Annotated in this window: 17 protein-coding genes; 6 read left to right on the top strand and 11 right to left on the bottom strand. The window is 66.6% G+C overall.

Going from position 1 to position 13,996, the window contains the following annotated elements; all coding sequences use genetic code 11:
* Positions 1 to 59 precede the first annotated feature (59 nt).
* The 3 genes from ABIC30_RS13840 to ABIC30_RS13850 all read left to right on the top strand — a co-directional run bounded on the left by ABIC30_RS13840 (position 60) and on the right by ABIC30_RS13850 (position 2,058).
* The gene (locus tag ABIC30_RS13840; RefSeq protein WP_020093216.1) at positions 60 to 677 is read left to right on the top strand and encodes a uracil-DNA glycosylase family protein; all 618 of its coding nucleotides are present in this window, start codon (positions 60 to 62) and stop codon (positions 675 to 677) included.
* A 280-nt stretch (positions 678 to 957) separates the two neighbouring features.
* On the top strand, positions 958 to 1,650 hold the full coding sequence (gene pyrF, locus ABIC30_RS13845; RefSeq protein WP_020093215.1) for an orotidine-5'-phosphate decarboxylase: 693 nt from the start codon (positions 958 to 960) through the stop codon (positions 1,648 to 1,650).
* A gap of 63 nt (positions 1,651 to 1,713) precedes the next feature.
* A complete protein-coding gene (locus ABIC30_RS13850; RefSeq protein WP_020093214.1) occupies positions 1,714 to 2,058 on the top strand; it encodes a DUF1330 domain-containing protein in 345 nt (114 codons plus the stop codon).
* An 8-nt stretch (positions 2,059 to 2,066) separates the two neighbouring features.
* On the opposite strand, the gene ABIC30_RS13855 is transcribed toward ABIC30_RS13850, so the two are convergent.
* Positions 2,067 to 2,696 (bottom strand): TetR/AcrR family transcriptional regulator, encoded by a 630-nt coding sequence (locus ABIC30_RS13855; protein ID WP_020093213.1) that lies wholly within the window; start codon positions 2,694 to 2,696, stop codon positions 2,067 to 2,069.
* Positions 2,697 to 2,848: 152 nt separating this feature from the next.
* On the opposite strand from ABIC30_RS13855, the gene ABIC30_RS13860 reads away from it, so the two are divergent.
* On the top strand, positions 2,849 to 3,619 hold the full coding sequence (locus tag ABIC30_RS13860; protein WP_020093212.1) for an SDR family NAD(P)-dependent oxidoreductase: 771 nt from the start codon (positions 2,849 to 2,851) through the stop codon (positions 3,617 to 3,619).
* A gap of 91 nt (positions 3,620 to 3,710) precedes the next feature.
* Here the strand turns inward: ABIC30_RS13860 and ABIC30_RS13865 are convergent, their stop codons facing one another.
* The 4 genes from ABIC30_RS13865 to ABIC30_RS13880 form a co-directional block, all read right to left on the bottom strand.
* Entirely contained in the window at positions 3,711 to 3,908 is a 198-nt protein-coding gene (locus tag ABIC30_RS13865; RefSeq protein WP_012318739.1) for a hypothetical protein, read from the bottom strand.
* Positions 3,909 to 4,112: 204 nt separating this feature from the next.
* On the bottom strand, positions 4,113 to 4,757 hold the full coding sequence (locus ABIC30_RS13870) for a cysteine hydrolase family protein (RefSeq protein WP_081636479.1): 645 nt from the start codon (positions 4,755 to 4,757) through the stop codon (positions 4,113 to 4,115).
* Positions 4,758 to 4,855: 98 nt separating this feature from the next.
* The gene (locus ABIC30_RS13875; RefSeq protein ID WP_020093210.1) at positions 4,856 to 5,365 is read right to left on the bottom strand and encodes a ferritin-like domain-containing protein; all 510 of its coding nucleotides are present in this window, start codon (positions 5,363 to 5,365) and stop codon (positions 4,856 to 4,858) included.
* Between the two features lie 207 nt (positions 5,366 to 5,572).
* Entirely contained in the window at positions 5,573 to 6,172 is a 600-nt protein-coding gene (locus ABIC30_RS13880; protein WP_020093209.1) for a PAS domain-containing protein, read from the bottom strand.
* A gap of 772 nt (positions 6,173 to 6,944) precedes the next feature.
* On the opposite strand from ABIC30_RS13880, the gene ABIC30_RS13885 reads away from it, so the two are divergent.
* Positions 6,945 to 7,664 carry a phytanoyl-CoA dioxygenase family protein gene (locus ABIC30_RS13885; RefSeq protein WP_020093208.1) on the top strand — a complete coding sequence of 240 codons (720 nt, stop codon included), beginning with the start codon at positions 6,945 to 6,947 and terminating at the stop codon, positions 7,662 to 7,664.
* Positions 7,665 to 8,040: 376 nt separating this feature from the next.
* On the opposite strand, the gene ABIC30_RS13890 is transcribed toward ABIC30_RS13885, so the two are convergent.
* From ABIC30_RS13890 to ABIC30_RS13910, 5 genes are all read right to left on the bottom strand, one after another.
* Positions 8,041 to 8,223 (bottom strand): hypothetical protein, encoded by a 183-nt coding sequence (locus ABIC30_RS13890; RefSeq protein WP_056532220.1) that lies wholly within the window; start codon positions 8,221 to 8,223, stop codon positions 8,041 to 8,043.
* Positions 8,214 to 8,621 (bottom strand): hypothetical protein, encoded by a 408-nt coding sequence (locus tag ABIC30_RS13895; protein ID WP_354455451.1) that lies wholly within the window; start codon positions 8,619 to 8,621, stop codon positions 8,214 to 8,216. The genes ABIC30_RS13890 and ABIC30_RS13895 overlap by 10 nt, the downstream gene beginning before the upstream one ends.
* A complete protein-coding gene (locus tag ABIC30_RS13900; RefSeq protein WP_354455453.1) occupies positions 8,618 to 8,989 on the bottom strand; it encodes a hypothetical protein in 372 nt (123 codons plus the stop codon). The genes ABIC30_RS13895 and ABIC30_RS13900 overlap by 4 nt, the downstream gene beginning before the upstream one ends.
* 493 nt (positions 8,990 to 9,482) lie before the next feature.
* The gene (locus ABIC30_RS13905) at positions 9,483 to 10,388 is read right to left on the bottom strand and encodes a hypothetical protein (RefSeq protein WP_354455455.1); all 906 of its coding nucleotides are present in this window, start codon (positions 10,386 to 10,388) and stop codon (positions 9,483 to 9,485) included.
* A gap of 11 nt (positions 10,389 to 10,399) precedes the next feature.
* A complete protein-coding gene (locus ABIC30_RS13910; protein WP_354455457.1) occupies positions 10,400 to 11,422 on the bottom strand; it encodes a HipA family kinase in 1,023 nt (340 codons plus the stop codon).
* 40 nt (positions 11,423 to 11,462) lie between these two features.
* On the opposite strand from ABIC30_RS13910, the gene ABIC30_RS13915 reads away from it, so the two are divergent.
* Positions 11,463 to 11,786: a hypothetical protein gene (locus ABIC30_RS13915; RefSeq protein ID WP_354455459.1), complete on the top strand. Its 324-nt coding sequence runs from the start codon at positions 11,463 to 11,465 to the stop codon at positions 11,784 to 11,786.
* Here the strand turns inward: ABIC30_RS13915 and ABIC30_RS13920 are convergent.
* Positions 11,783 to 13,993: a phage tail tape measure protein gene (locus tag ABIC30_RS13920; protein WP_354455461.1), complete on the bottom strand. Its 2,211-nt coding sequence runs from the start codon at positions 13,991 to 13,993 to the stop codon at positions 11,783 to 11,785. The two genes, ABIC30_RS13915 and ABIC30_RS13920, sit on opposite strands and share 4 nt — an antisense overlap.
* Between the last annotated feature and the right edge of the window lie 3 nt (positions 13,994 to 13,996).

Here is a 13,996-nt window from a genome sequence, read left to right on the forward strand (position 1 = left end):
CGGCGCGGCGCGACACCGCGCCGTTTCTTTTTCGCGCGCCGCGACGCCATCTCCGGGCCATGCCCGCCTTCGACGACACCGCCGCGCGCCTGCGCGCCTGCCGCCTCTGCCGCGACACGCCGCGCTACGGGCCGCACCTGCCCCAGGAGCCCCGGCCGATCGTCCAGGGCTCGGCCACGGCCCGCCTCTGCATCGCCAGCCAGGCCCCCGGCACCCGCGCCCACCGCACCGGGCAGCCCTTCACCGACCCGTCGGGCGTGCGGCTGCGCGCCTGGCTCGGCCTCGACGCGGCGCGGTTCTACGATCCCGCCCGGGTGGCCATCGTGCCGATGGGGTCGTGCTTCCCCGGCCTCGACGCCAAGGGCGGCGACCGGCCGCCCCGCCGGGAATGCGCCGAGCGCTGGCGGGCGGAACTCTTCTCCGGCCTGCCGGATCTGGAGCTGATCCTGGTGATCGGCCAGTACGCGCAGGGCTGGCACCTCGGGCGGATGGAGGGCGGCCTCACCGGGACGGTGCGGCGCTGGCGGGAGATCCTGGCCGAGCCGCGCCGCCCCCGGGTGCTCCCCCTGCCCCACCCGTCCTGGCGCAACAACGGCTGGCTGAAGCGCGAGCCCTGGTTCGAGGCGGAGCTGCTGCCGGTGCTGCGCGCCGAGGTGGCGCGGGTGATGGCGGGGTGATGGCGGGATGAGGGGCCTCGTCCAGGCAGCGACGACATGCGCATCCCATATCCCTCGGGACTGAAGGGTCGCGCCCGTCTTTGCGAGCGCAGCGAAGCAATCCAGCGACACATCAAATCCGAGACCGGCGCGCCGCCCTGGATTGCTTCGCTGCGCTCGCAAGGACGGCGCGCGAGGCGGGGCGCGCACGGGAGGTCGGGGACGGCGTCGCCCGGACCCGCCCGCATTGACAGGCATCGCCGGCGCGTGATCCGTGCCGCGACCCCCGAAGGACGCGCCGATGACCGAGATTGCCGACCCCCGCGACCGCCTGATCGTGGCCCTCGACCTGCCGAGCGTGCAGGCCGCCGAGGCGCTGATCGACCGGATCGGCGACGCCGCGACCTTCTACAAGATCGGCTACCAGCTCGGATACGCGGGAGGCCTCGCCCTGGCCGAGCGGCTGGCGGCCCGCGGGCTCAAGGTCTTCCTCGACCTGAAGCTCCACGACATCGGCAACACCGTCGAGGAGGGCGTGCGCTCGGCCTCGGGCTCCGGCGCCACCTTCCTCACCGTCCACGCCTACCCGCAGACCATGCGGGCGGCGGTCCGCGGCCGGGGCGCGGGACTCAGGATCCTCGCCGTGACGGTGCTCACCTCCTACGACGACGCCGACGCCGCGGAGGCCGGCTACGGCCTGCCGGTGGCGGAGCTCGTCGCCAAGCGCGCCGCCCAGGCGGCCGAGATCGGCATCGACGGCCTCGTCTGCTCGGCCGCCGAGGCGGGCGCGGTCCGGCACGTCGTCGGTCCGGACCGGCTGATCGTCACCCCGGGCATCCGCCCGGCGGGCGCCGCGGCCGGCGACCAGAAGCGGGTCATGACGCCGGGCGATGCCCGCCGGGCCGGGATCGACCACGTGGTGGTCGGCCGCCCGATCACCGGCGCCGCCGACCCCCGCGCGGTGGCGCGGGCGATCGTGGCGGACCTCGCCTGATCCGAGCGGGATTGCCTTCGGGCGGAGCGGTCCCACTTCGCTCCGCAGGGCAGGAGACGCAGCATGACCAAGGGCTACTGGATCGCGCGGGTCGATGTCCGCGACGCGGAGGCCTACAAGGACTACGTGGCGGCCAACGGCGCGGCCTTCGCCAAGTTCGGCGGCCGGTTCCTCGTGCGCGGCGGCGCCCACGAGGCGGTGATGGGCCCGGCCCGGTCCCGCAACGTGGTGATCGAGTTCCCGAGCTACGCCGACGCCCTCGCCTGCTGGAACTCCGACCTCTACCAGGCCGCCAAGGCCAAGCAGCGCGGCGGCGTCGAGGCCGAGATCCTGGTGATCGAGGGCTATGACGGGCCGCAGCCCAGCGCCTCCGAGCCGGCGCCGGAGGCGGGACCGGCCTCCGAGTAGGCGGCGCGCTACGGGAGCGACCCGCGCGGCGCGAGGCTCCGCAGCAGGAACGCCGTCATCGCCGCCATGGGCGGCACCGGCTGGAGGGTGGAGCAGCCCACCAGCAGCGGGTGGGTGTAGCGGGCGATGGCGACGTGGACGCAGGCGGCCGCCTCGGCGGGATCGGCCGCCTCGAACTCGCCCCGCGCCACCCCGTCGCGGATGATCCGCTCGAACCCGGCGGTGATCCGGGCGACGTGGTGGCGGCAGACGTCCCAGCTCTCCGCCATCGCCGCCTCGATCATCTCGTGCAGGCGGGGAAACGTCTCGCAGCGCCGGGTGGAGTCGCGATGCAGGGCCTCGATCGCCGCCGCGAGGCGCGCGGTGGCGTCGAGGCCCGGCCGGTCGGCGATGCCGAGGATCACCGCCTCGCTCTCGCCGATCAGCCGCTCCAGCACCGCCTCGTTGATCGCCTTCTTCGACTCGAAGAAGCGGTAGACGTTGGCCGGGCTCATCTTCAGCGTCCGGGCGATGTCGGCCACGGTCGTCTTCTGGTAGCCGATCTCGCGGAAATACGTGCCCGCCGTCGCGAGGATGCGGCTCCGCGTGTCGGGCGCGCACTCCTCCGCGAGCGAGCGGGTCGTATCTTCGAGGGACATGCGACCTCACTAGGCCATGCGGCGGCGGGGCGTCAAAGACGCGAACCCGGATCGGGTTCCCCTGCGGCGGCTGCGCGCGCCCGGAACCAGCCCGGGCGGCGCCCATTGCCCAGGCACCCCGCCGCGACGGCGGCGTCAGCGAGAGATCCGCGATGCGCTTCACCGACACCCGCGCCCTGGTCACCGGGGCCGATTCCGGCATCGGGCAGGCGACCGCGGAACTGCTCGCCCGCGCGGGCGCCGACGTGGCCATCACCTATCACAGCGACGCGGAGGGCATCCGCGAGACCGCCGCGCGGGTGGAGGCCGCGGGCCGGCGGGCGCTGGTGCTCCAGCTCGACGTCGGCGACCCGGCGGCGGTCACGGCGGCCTTCGACCGCATCGGCAGCGAGTTCGGCACCCTCGACATCCTCGTGGCCAATGCCGGGCAGGCCATGAGCGGGATGCCGGTCGCCGAGATGGACGACGCGGTGCTGGAGCGGATCCTGCGGGTGAACCTCATGGGGCCGCTGTTCTGCGCCCGCCCCTTCATCCGGATGCGCCGGGCCCAGGGCGGCAACGGAAAGATCGTGTTCGTCTCCTCCGTGGCCCAGCACCTGCCCACGCCGGAGAGCGCCCCCTACGGCATGTCGAAGGCCGGGCTCGGCTCCCTCTGCCGGTCCCTGTCGCGCGAACTCGCGGAGGACCGGATCAACGTCAACAGCGTCGCCCCGGGCCTGATCGAGACGCCGATGACCGCCGACCGGTTCGAGAAGCCGGAGGTTCTCGACGAGTCCCTGGAGCGGATCCCGTGGCACCGGGCCGGCCAGCCCGAGGAGATCGCCCGGGCGATCCTCTACCTCGCCTCGGAGGACGCCGCCTACGTCACCGGCCACACCCTGGTGGTCGATGGCGGCCTGACGATGCAGTGGGGCGGCGCCTGAGCGGCGCTCAAAACGACGAAGCGCGGCGCAGGGGTCACCCCCGGCGCCGCGTCGAAGGGTCTGCGATCTGCGGCTCGCGCGTGACCGCGCCTCAGGAACCGAACTGCGAACCCAGGCGCTCGAGGTACTCGGCCAGATCGACGCCCCCGACGCGCTTGCCGTAGTCGAAGCGCATGCCCTGGCGGATGTCGACGCTCGCGTCCCGCGTGGTCAGGGTGAAGGGACGGACGCAGACCCAGGCCCCGTCGCGGCGGTGCTCGAAGTAGCCGAGGATCTCGTGCTTGGCCATAACCTTTCCTCCGGAACCCTGTTCAGGAACATAACGGTCTCACCGGCCACCGGTTCATGCGCCGCGACTGTTTTTCGCGTGCGCGGCCGCACGGATCGAGTGTTCGTGAGCCGGGGTGGCCGGCGGAGCCGGGCCGAGAACTCGCCTTGAGCTTGGCCATTACAGATCGGATGCTCGGGCGCGGCGGGAGGGCGCGTGGCCGGCTCAGTGCCAGCGGTCGAGGATCTCGGCGGTCGTCATCGTCTCGACCTGGTGGCCGTACCGCATCCGGTACATCAGCAGGAGGGCGTCGTGCGCCTCGTCGCAGGAACTGCACAGGCCGTCGGTGGCCAGCACGATCCGGTAGCCGAGATCGACCCCGCCGAGCACGGCGGCCAGCACGCAGACGTCAGTCTCGGCGCCTGTGACGATCAGCGTGTCGACCCCCCGCGCGCGCAGGCGCGCGTCGAGACCCGTCTCGAGCCAGGGCGAGTAGACGGTCTTGTCGACGATCTCGGCGGGCGGAGCCAGTCGGGCGAGGTCCGGGACGAGGTCGATCAGGCCCGGGTCGAGGCGCTCCCGGGTCATGCCGGCCCAGCGCCGCGAGTAGGTCGCCCAGGTCCCGCGGCCCTCGCCCGGCCGGGCGGCCGGGATGAAGCGGGTGAAGAGGGTCCGCTCCGGATGCGCCGCCGCGAGGCGGCAGACATGGGGCAGGACGCGATTCATCCACGGGGTCTGCCAGTCGGTGGGCTCGGCGAACATGCGCTGCATGTCCACGCAGAGGTGGACGCATCCCCTCCCCAGGGCCCCGCCGGCGGTTTCCGGCTCCGGCCGGGGACTGTCCGTCGATGGGCGGCTTCCGATGTCCATGGGCGCGCGATCAGACTGGGTCAGCGTGGCTCGGGTAGCGGGCGAAAGTGGTACGGGAGGCCGTCCCCGCCCGGTCTCGGGGCGGGGACGGCGGGACCTCAGCGGTCGGCCTTGGCGCCGGATACCGTCAGGGAGAGATAGCGCTCGGTGGTCGGGCGGATCAGCTTGCGCACCGCCTCCGCCATGGCCTGCTCCTCCTTGAGGGACTGCTCGAACGCCGTCCGGTGGCCCTGCTTGCCGGCGGCGTCGCCGATGGTGAGCAGCGACTCGTAGGCGGCGATCTCGAAATTCTCGAAGGCGTGGTTGGCGTAGGTGTTCTTCAGGATCTCGTCCTGGGCCGGCGTGTGACCCAGGGCCATCATGTTGCCGACGAAGCCCAGGAAGCCCTCCTTGAGGGTCGAGGGGCTGTCGCCCAGGCTCTGGAGCGCCTCCTCCAGCCGGTGGCGCTGCCCGTGCGTCTCCTCGATGTGGCGGCGCAGGGCCTGCTCCATCTCAGGATAGCGCTCCAGGCGCTCGACCTGCCGCTCCATGATCTGCAGCGCCTGCATCTCCACAGCATGGGTGTTCTTCAGGGCCGTGACGTAGATCTCGCGGGCGTCCATGGTCATGGCGTTCACCTCTCAGCAGTTGCGAGCGCGGGGCTCATTCAACCGGCAAACACGGGTGCCGCACGGCCAAGTTCCGGTCGGAAGGTCGCAGGCGGGGGGCCGCCGCTCCCGGACGGGCCGCACGAGACCGGCCGGCCGGTGCCGGTCGACGAGGCCGGGGCGGCGCGCATCGAGCGGACGATCCGCGACCTCCGGCAGCTGCCCCGCTCAGTGCAGGCCGCCGCTGCGCTCGGCGCGCTGGCGCTCCGCGAGGCGCTTGCCGATCTCGAGGAGCAGCGTCTCGGTCAGCGCCACGAGGGCGGTGTCGCCGACCACCGAGACCGTGTTGTGCAGCGACAGGCAGAGGTCGGCGGTGCGGCTGAGGGCGTCGTCGATCGTGTCCCCGTCGCGCTCCGCGAAAGCCGCGCCGGCCGCCTTGCTGTCCGAGATCTCGACGATCACGCCCCGTCCGGTGGTCGGTCGCCCGTCCTGGTCCAGGTAGAAGTGCCCGCGGGTGAACAGCCACCGCAGCCGCCCTTCCGGCGAGCAGACGCGGTACTCCGCCGTGTAGGAGCCGCCGGTCCGGACGCAGTCCAGAATGACCTGCGAGATGTGGGGCTGATCGTCCGGATGGACGGCCTTCAAGAGCTCCGCGAGGCTGACCCCGACCCGCGACCGGGCCGGGCTGATGTTGAACAGCAGGGCGCTCACCGGATCGGCCCGCGCCTCGTCCCGGAGGATGTCCCACATCCAGAAGCCGACGCCGCCCGAGGCTTCGAGCGCCGCGACGAGCGCCGCCTCGGATACGACGTCGTCCGCGTGGTCCATCCGAGACCTCCCCGATCTCACCGCAACCAGAGGCGACGCTGCGCGACGATTGTGATCCTGCAAAATCCGTTATAGCCTAATACAAATTCCCGTAAAGATCTTGTATTCAAATATATGTGTTGTCTCGCCGTGCCCGGTTCGCCCGACCTAGGCTTCCATCAGAGTTGAGCGGCGGACTCGAAGGGAATTTTCTTCTGCTGGCCGCCGCGACGTGCCGTCCCTCCACTGGCCGACACCTGACTCCGCCGGCGGGGACGGCGCGACGCCCCGCGTCCAAGCCCCGCATGCAGGCCCCGCGTCCTGGCCGAGGGGCCCGGGACGTCCCGGTCCGGGCCGGAGCTTGCGCGCCCTGCGCGTCCGCGTGAGCGCTGGACGCGGTTCGTCAGCGCAGCGAGCGCATCAAATGAGGGCGACCGGCGAGCGGGCCGACGCGATCAAGGACGGGTTGGTTCTGCCGACCTCCACGTCCGCTGCCTGGTGGGCCCCACATCTTGTCGGGACGCGGACGTGGATGCAGAGCCGCGCGCGGGCCGGCCCGTTCCTCCGATCCGCAGGGTCTCCGCGCGGACCCATCCGCCGCCGCGCCGTGAACCCATAGCCCCCTTCGTCCCGGCGGCCTGTGCAGTAATGGCGCAACTTGCGCCATCTTGTGCAGCTATTTATCCAGATGAATGATTGACGAATCCGACTCTATCGGCTCAGATAATGCGCCTGATGGCGTTCGAACCGGCTCTCAGGTGTCGTCTGGCTCGGGTCGGCAAGGTTCGGTCCCATGAGCTACATGTTCAAGGTCCCCTCCGGCGCCGTGGCGGGGGCGATCGCGCAGCAGATCACGTCACAGGGCTACGCGGTTCTCGAGGACTACGTGAGCCCGGAGGACCTGCGCGTGGCGCAGGCTTTCGTCGCGCGGGCGGTCGCCGCGAAGGGCGGTGAGTACGCGGGTTTCACCGGGACGAAGGATCTCGGCGGCACGTTCCTGGCCGCCCTGCCGGACGACCCGACCTTCAACGCCCTGTGCCGCGGCATCTACGAGAGCGCCGTGGGACGGCCCGCGCCGGATGTCGGCTACTACCAGATCCTGCGCTGTCTGGCGGGACATGGCGCCAGGACGCACTCGATGCGCTTCCACTTCGACTCGTACGTGCTCACGGCCCTCGTCCCCGTCACGATGCCGGACCACGGTACTCCGGGGCGCCTGATCATCCACCCGAACACCCGCGCACTGCGTCGGAGCTACCTCCGCAACCTCGTCGACAAGGCGCTGGTCGACAATCCGCTCGCGCAGAAGCTCCTGACCCGCGCCTACGACCGCGGCAGCGACCGCGTGATCCGCCTGTCGCTGAAGCCGGGAAGCCTTTACTTCTTCTGGGGCTACCGCTCGCTGCACACGAACGAGCCCTGCGCGTCCGACGCGATCCGGGCCACGGCCCTGCTGCACTACGTCGATCCGCACGCGGGCAGCCGGCTCAAGCGGGTGCTGCGGCGGCGCTAGTGTCGGCCCTTCCAGGGCACAGATCGCACGAACACACTGCAAAAATTGCTGTTATTAGTCAGTGGCTTGCTCGACTCTGAGCCCTCGCCCGTCAAAGCGTTGTCCAATAAGCTCTCATGGAGCGGGGTGGAGTTTGCCGCCCGCACCGGGTGCGCGAGCGACGTTCGTGGGGATCTGTCGCTCGGGTTGAGGACGACCCGGGCAGGTTGCAGTATCGTCTACTGGTCGACCCTGGATCGACCTCCGCGCCCGCCCGCCCTTCTCAACCCCCGATCGTCGTGGGCGGGCGTGGATGCCAAGGGGATCGCGAAGCGCGACCCCCTCCCGTGAGTCGCCAACCTGGCGAGATACGCAACCGCAAAAGCGCGGAGACATCTCACCGCCCGGCCGCCAGCGACGGCAGGTCCGCCCGCGCAGCCAGAGCTTCAGCCAGCCGCACCCGGTCCCGCGAACGGGCGAGGGCCGCGTCTGCGTCTGCCATCAGCAGCTCGTGCCGGAACAGGTCGAAGCGGGCGAGCCGGAGCATCCGGACCGCGAGGAAGGCGTAGATCAGGCGCATAGCGTGCCCTCCGCCAGCTTCATCACCTCAACGGCGAGCGCCACCGACATCTCGTCCAAGAACGCATAACCATTGAGCGACTCTCGCACCTGCTCCTCGGCGTCTGCGAGAGGGTAAAGCCTAGCGAGGCACGAAGCCTTAGCGAGGATGTCCGGCAGCCCACGGGATGGGAAAGCTGCGACGCGCGACCGGATCACCCCTGCGGCTCGAACGAGACCGGGATCGAAGCCAGACGCGCCATCCGAGGCGTTCAGCAGGTCGTTGATACGGTCATTCTTCGCAATCAGTCGCACCAAAGCCGGGGTGGCCGACGCAGCGGAGGCAGTGGCCGGCACAGATGCCAGCGGAGCCGCGAGGATGGCGCCCAAGGCGGCGCGACGGGTGGAGGCGGTGCTCATACCTCGCCTCCCGCGCTTTCACTTCGAAGGGTGAGGACCGCATAGGCGATCATCATCCGCGACTCCGCGCAGGCGCACATGTCTGCGATCGCCTGGCAGTTCTCCTTGGTGGTGCGCAGCACGCCCTCCAAGGTATCAAGGTCCGGCGCGTCCATCTCTCCAATGGCGTCGGCAAGATCCTCCCGCGGCAGCGTCAGATAGAGCCACGCGATGCGCAGCCAGGGCGCGATGCGCTTGAACTGGTCGAATTGATCGGAGGTTGGAACCGGGCACGCTCCGTTCCGATCCCAGGGCTTGAAATCCATTGCCGCAATCTCGGCGTTGCTCATGTCCCTCACGAGCTTGTCGGCGTCGACGACGGACGTCATGCCTGGCCTCCCTTGAGAGAAGGCGCGGCGGCCACGAATGCAGTCGCAAGATTTGCGACAGCATGAGCCGCCCGCATCGTGCGGATGGCCTGTGTGACCGGACCTACCTGTGCTGAAGGCAAGCGCGGGCGTTCACCGCCGCCGATGGGCGGTGTAGGGTGGTGGATAGCCATAACTGTAGACCCCTTCAGTTCGTGGTCAGGGCCGAGACGGAAGTTGCCTCTTCCTCTCGGCCCGCTTTTCTGATACCCAGGAAATCATGTGGATGTCAATTCCTGATACCCAGAAAAAGCGCGGCCGCCCAGCGACCGGCGTGACGCCCCACCAAGGTATCCGGATGCCACCGGAGCTTGTTGCCGCCGTCGAAAGTTGGCGGGAGGAACAGCCAGTCCCACCGCCATCGCGTGCTGAGGCGATCCGCCAGATCCTCGCGGAGCATCTGAAGGCTAAGGGCTATCTGAAGTGAATTTTTCTCCAAATCGTGGTTTCAACGTTAGGCATGGAGAGGTCGTCCAGTAGCCTCAACGCTAAATATGTGCTGGGCGGCTAACTGCGCAGATGCAAATTGACGAAACCGAATTTCTCGCCGGTCTGCTTCTTTCTCCATGTCGGCGCAAGCTTTGCCAATGAAATCCATGTCGTGTTCTCCAGTCTGTCGATCAATCGACGCAGCGGGTACGACTAGCATTTCATGGGATTTAGAAGTTTCGTGCAATGTTTGATCTCGGTGTTCTGCTAGCAGCCAGAGTTTCGATCGAATTCTTTCGAGCGCTGCGCCAAGATTGCGCTGAGGTATACGATCGAAATTTGCTACAATTTTCTCCCCGCTGTATCCAAGGCGTACTGGCAACAGACGGCCCTTCGGGTGAAACTCAGCGTTGAAATTTACGGCCAACTTTGGATTGATGACAGTTATCTCTTCTCGGATTGCCGGGACAAGTTTTGGTTCTTTCTTGGTGGCGGTGTCTGCTAGCACTCTTTCCTCGCGCAATAGAGCGATGTCTAATGTATCGGAAAAGTGCAGTGTAGAGATTTTCGACAACCACGACAGTGCTATAGATCTCAGATCAAAGCCCGACCCTCGACTTGATTGGCCCAGACGAACAAGTCCACCCAAGTTCATTTCTTGCTCAAAAAAGGCGGGCCCGCGATCTTTGATTTCATCGCGGAGACAATCCAAGCTCATCCTAATAAACTGAACATGTTGTTCGGCGGCCGTGCCAAACAGACAGTTTAAGCTGGCGAGCCTGTTGGCTTCTAAGACTATGCTTTCGCCATTATCCCCGAATGCGACGACTCCAACGGTGTAGCAATCATTGGATCCTATCACCGGATAGTAGTATACAGGCGACCACGTGGCTTTGTAGGTGTGCCGTGGCGGAAGAATAAAATTGCTCATCGGCCCTATCCTCAAGCCAAGCGGCTTTTGCAGAGTTTCTGTATAAACGGTATTCTTTCTTTCAAGAATTTCTCTGCGGCTGGCAAATCATTCGGGATATTGTTCTGCACCTCTGATGCTAAGCTGCTTGTTATGAGAGAAGAAACATCTAGCTGAGCGGCCAAAGTTTCAAGCTTGCCGGCCAACGCTGCTGCTTGGTCCTTTTTGTCTTGGGGCATTGAGCTATGGATCTGAAGTATGCGCGCGTGACATTGGTATATGTGATTGGCTACTAGCTGCGATGGGGTCCACTGTGGTCCTGTTAAGCATTGATCGTGGTCAAACAGGATGATCTTCGAGCCATCGTACATGTAATTTTTTAGATGTCGATCTGAGTTCGCGGTCCATTCGTCAAAAGCTAACAAATTGCCCCATTCAGCATAACTGTGTATCATCTTGAAGGCCAAGATGTCGACGGAATTGAAATATGCAATAAGGGTCTGATTGGCGGATAATTCACTTCCGTAATATATAATCTCTCCAGAAGAATGACTATAGTTATTCGTACTGAAGGAGTCAGCAGGATCTGCGAAAACTAGAAATGAGCGCGGGGCGGGAAGCCCCAGCGCTTCCGCTAAAGCAGCCGCAATGAGTTCGTTAGCAATTTGCCGCGGACTGAGCGCCTTTACAACCGCCTTTATGTCTGGCTCATTGGTCGTATACAGCTGCCCTATGACAGTTGTGTTTGCGCTACCGAAATGGTTGCTTTTGATAGTTCCTGAAGCCAAACGCGCAGCTTCGACGCCCATCTCGTTTGCCCTGATTTTTTGGCCCCCGCGCACTATGCGCATCAGCCAGGTCGGAGCGTCAAGCTTAGGTTGGCTGCAGCAGTCCCAATAAATTTGGGTTGTCACCTGCCTTCGAGCGCTCTCCTCAGTGCGAGGCAGAGTGTGGTCAGTTGCCTGTCCTCTGATCGCCATAGCCTCGCAGGTGCGGCCCTCTGGTTTAATCGCCCGGTATACCATGAGCAGCATCAGCCCCTTGGCTGGCAGCATCTTGGCTCGACACCGCCTCTCTGAGAGTTATTTTGCTAGGATGCGCTACGCCTTCGCCGCCATGATCCTCGCCTTCGCTGTCGAGCCGGCGATGGCGAACATGCCCATGCTCACGCCCCTGCCGTCACCTGCGACCGCTGAGGCGTGCCAGCGATGGGCGGCCGCTCAGGGCGAGGAAGCTCGCGAGATGTGGGGCGTCATGGAAAGCGGGAAGTACCTGCCCGAGGTAGGAGCGCTTCGCCTGTCCTTGATGTGCCTCGGCGACAAGCCGCCGGCCATCGTCGGGTTCGGCTCCAGTGCGGGCGGGGATGCGGCCTACTGCAAAGCCAATCCCCGCACGCCCATCTGCCGCGAACACCGCTAGACCGTCGCAGACTGCGCGTTCATCAGGGCCAGGTCGTGCATCCGGCTGAACGCTTTCTCCATGACGCGCGCAGACTCCTGCGGCCGGTCGGCGCCCGTGATCGTGGTCTTGGTGTTGAACGTCTGATGCACCGCTCGGTTGTTCGTGACCGTGCTGTTCTGCACGGCTGACGAGATGGCAGGATCCGGCCGCAACAACGCGTTCACGTCGAACCCGCCGGGATCCATCCGGTGCGGAATGCGGATCTGAGGCAGCGCGCTCGCACCCTCCGCACCCCTGATCTCGATCTTGGGCGCAGTGACCTTGATCGGGAACGTGCTCGCGTCGGCAGGCTTCGGCGGGGGCACGTCCTTCGGGGTGCTGTACGGCGCGTAAGGTCCGTTCGGCACGCCGGGTTCGTAGCCGAACCGATTGCCCCCGACGACGGGTGCGTTCGCATTCCTCTGGAACCAAGGCCCTCGATACCCTGAGGCCCTGAAGGCGTTGGATCCGTTGGTGTTGTCGGGAATGCCGCCGGACGCGATAGCCTTGATGCGGGAGCGGATGAATTCGGTTTCGGAAGGGCTGGCCCCCGCCCCCTTCCAAGCGGCCTCATACTGCCCAGGCGCCGTCGCTACCTCCTGCAGATTGCGGCTCGGTCCCCACCCCTTCGACCCGACGCGGTTGAGCATGTTGTTGATGACAGCATCGATGCTCTCGGGGTTTCTGCGGATGGCCTCGCCCGCGATGATGTCCGCCGTGCGCTGGCTCAGATCGGCGTCGCTCAGCTTGTACTCCGGCCGATAGCGTCCGGGCCCTTCGGCAGCCCGCGGGTTAAGCCTACCAATCGCCTCGGCGTTGCGGTCGCCGCGTCGCCGCAGGCCGGTACGCTCAACCGCAGGCGCGTTGGGATCGGGCTGGCCGCCGAGCCACGTCGGGGCGTGCCGCTGCCAAGGCGTGCGACGGTCGCGAACCGGGCCCGGCGACGCGCCAGGCGTGACGACGACAGCGGGCACGTCCGTGTCGCCGCGATCCCGTCGCATCTGGTTGAGGATGTCGGCCGTGCGCTGAGGATCACCGAGTGGGGACCGCGTGCCGGAGGCCCAGTTGAGGAACCGGGCGATCTTCTCAATCCCGTTGGCGATGCGCTCGATGTTGTCGGCGAACTGCCGGACGCGCGTGCCGAAGGCCTCCCACCGCTTCATGAACTCGTCGCCGCTCGACCCGGTGAACGACTGCACCAAGGCGCCGATCTTCTCAGCCACCCACACGACGGCCCTGGAGATGCCGTCCATGATCCGCTCGACCTTCTCGGGGTTCGAGCGGATCCAGTCCTGGAAGTGGTCGACGATGCTCTTGAGGGCTGGCGCGAGGCTGACGAGTAGCTTGTCGCTCAGCGCGGATGCGGTCGCCTGCAGACGGTTGAGCGACCGCTGGAACGCCATAGACGCGTCGGTCGCGTCCTTGCTGTTCACGCCGAGCGATTTCGTCATCGCATCGTACTCGGCGCGATAGGCTTTGATCTGGGCTAGCTGGCGAGAGATGAGATTGTAGTTCTCCTCGGAGATGCCGGCCAATCCAGCTTCCCGGAAGCCTACATCGTAGGGTCGCTTGTTCAGCGCCTCTACCGTGTCGAGGAGCTGTTGGGCCGTGTCCTTCGTCGTGTCGACGCCAAGCCCCTCCACGAACGACTTGACGCCGCTGTTCTCGCGGATCGCCTTCGCGAAGCTCTCCACGGCACCGACAGCCTGGTCGGACGAGCCGCCCAACTGCTTGAAGGCGTAGCCGAGCGAGTTGAGAGCCTGAACGGACGCGCCCGTCCGCTGCGAGATGAAGCCGAGGTTGTCGAACGAGCGCGTGACCGCGTTGGCGGCGTAGCTCACGGCCGTCGCCATCGCCGTCGCGGCCAGAGCCAGCTTCGACATGCCGGCCATGAACTCCTTGTGCCGGGCATCCCGCTTGCGGGCGGCTTCCTGCTCGGCCTTCTCCCTCTGCTCGGCGGCGGCCAATGCGGCACGCGCCTCCTTGAGGTTCGTGTCCATAGTGAGCTTGGCGATTTCCTGCTCGGACTTCGCCCCGGCCCACCGGGCATCTTCGATGCGCTTCTCGGCGGCCTTCACGGCGGCCTCGTAGTCGGCGATCGACTTCTTCGCCGTGTTGAGCGAGCCAGTGTCGACCTGAAAGCCGAGCGCGACGGAGAAGGATTTCAGCCAGTCGTCCATGGTCATTCC

The sequence above is a fragment of the Methylobacterium sp. 1030 genome (genome assembly GCF_040544715.1).
Lineage (GTDB): Bacteria > Pseudomonadota > Alphaproteobacteria > Rhizobiales > Beijerinckiaceae > Methylobacterium.

What these genes read in the sequence shown, in the direction of transcription:
- ABIC30_RS13840 (WP_020093216.1), top strand. Translation starts at nt 60, where the DNA reads ATGCCCGCCTTCGACGACACCGCCGCGCGCCTGCGCGCCTGCCGCCTC.
- pyrF (WP_020093215.1), top strand. Translation starts at nt 958, where the DNA reads ATGACCGAGATTGCCGACCCCCGCGACCGCCTGATCGTGGCCCTCGAC.
- ABIC30_RS13850 (WP_020093214.1), top strand. Translation starts at nt 1,714, where the DNA reads ATGACCAAGGGCTACTGGATCGCGCGGGTCGATGTCCGCGACGCGGAG.
- ABIC30_RS13855 (WP_020093213.1), bottom strand. Translation starts at nt 2,696, where the DNA reads ATGTCCCTCGAAGATACGACCCGCTCGCTCGCGGAGGAGTGCGCGCCC.
- ABIC30_RS13860 (WP_020093212.1), top strand. Translation starts at nt 2,849, where the DNA reads ATGCGCTTCACCGACACCCGCGCCCTGGTCACCGGGGCCGATTCCGGC.
- ABIC30_RS13865 (WP_012318739.1), bottom strand. Translation starts at nt 3,908, where the DNA reads ATGGCCAAGCACGAGATCCTCGGCTACTTCGAGCACCGCCGCGACGGG.
- ABIC30_RS13870 (WP_081636479.1), bottom strand. Translation starts at nt 4,757, where the DNA reads ATGGACATCGGAAGCCGCCCATCGACGGACAGTCCCCGGCCGGAGCCG.
- ABIC30_RS13875 (WP_020093210.1), bottom strand. Translation starts at nt 5,365, where the DNA reads ATGACCATGGACGCCCGCGAGATCTACGTCACGGCCCTGAAGAACACC.
- ABIC30_RS13880 (WP_020093209.1), bottom strand. Translation starts at nt 6,172, where the DNA reads ATGGACCACGCGGACGACGTCGTATCCGAGGCGGCGCTCGTCGCGGCG.
- ABIC30_RS13885 (WP_020093208.1), top strand. Translation starts at nt 6,945, where the DNA reads ATGAGCTACATGTTCAAGGTCCCCTCCGGCGCCGTGGCGGGGGCGATC.
- ABIC30_RS13890 (WP_056532220.1), bottom strand. Translation starts at nt 8,223, where the DNA reads ATGCGCCTGATCTACGCCTTCCTCGCGGTCCGGATGCTCCGGCTCGCC.
- ABIC30_RS13895 (WP_354455451.1), bottom strand. Translation starts at nt 8,621, where the DNA reads ATGAGCACCGCCTCCACCCGTCGCGCCGCCTTGGGCGCCATCCTCGCG.
- ABIC30_RS13900 (WP_354455453.1), bottom strand. Translation starts at nt 8,989, where the DNA reads ATGACGTCCGTCGTCGACGCCGACAAGCTCGTGAGGGACATGAGCAAC.
- ABIC30_RS13905 (WP_354455455.1), bottom strand. Translation starts at nt 10,388, where the DNA reads ATGAGCAATTTTATTCTTCCGCCACGGCACACCTACAAAGCCACGTGG.
- ABIC30_RS13910 (WP_354455457.1), bottom strand. Translation starts at nt 11,422, where the DNA reads ATGCTGCCAGCCAAGGGGCTGATGCTGCTCATGGTATACCGGGCGATT.
- ABIC30_RS13915 (WP_354455459.1), top strand. Translation starts at nt 11,463, where the DNA reads ATGCGCTACGCCTTCGCCGCCATGATCCTCGCCTTCGCTGTCGAGCCG.
- ABIC30_RS13920 (WP_354455461.1), bottom strand. Translation starts at nt 13,993, where the DNA reads ATGACCATGGACGACTGGCTGAAATCCTTCTCCGTCGCGCTCGGCTTT.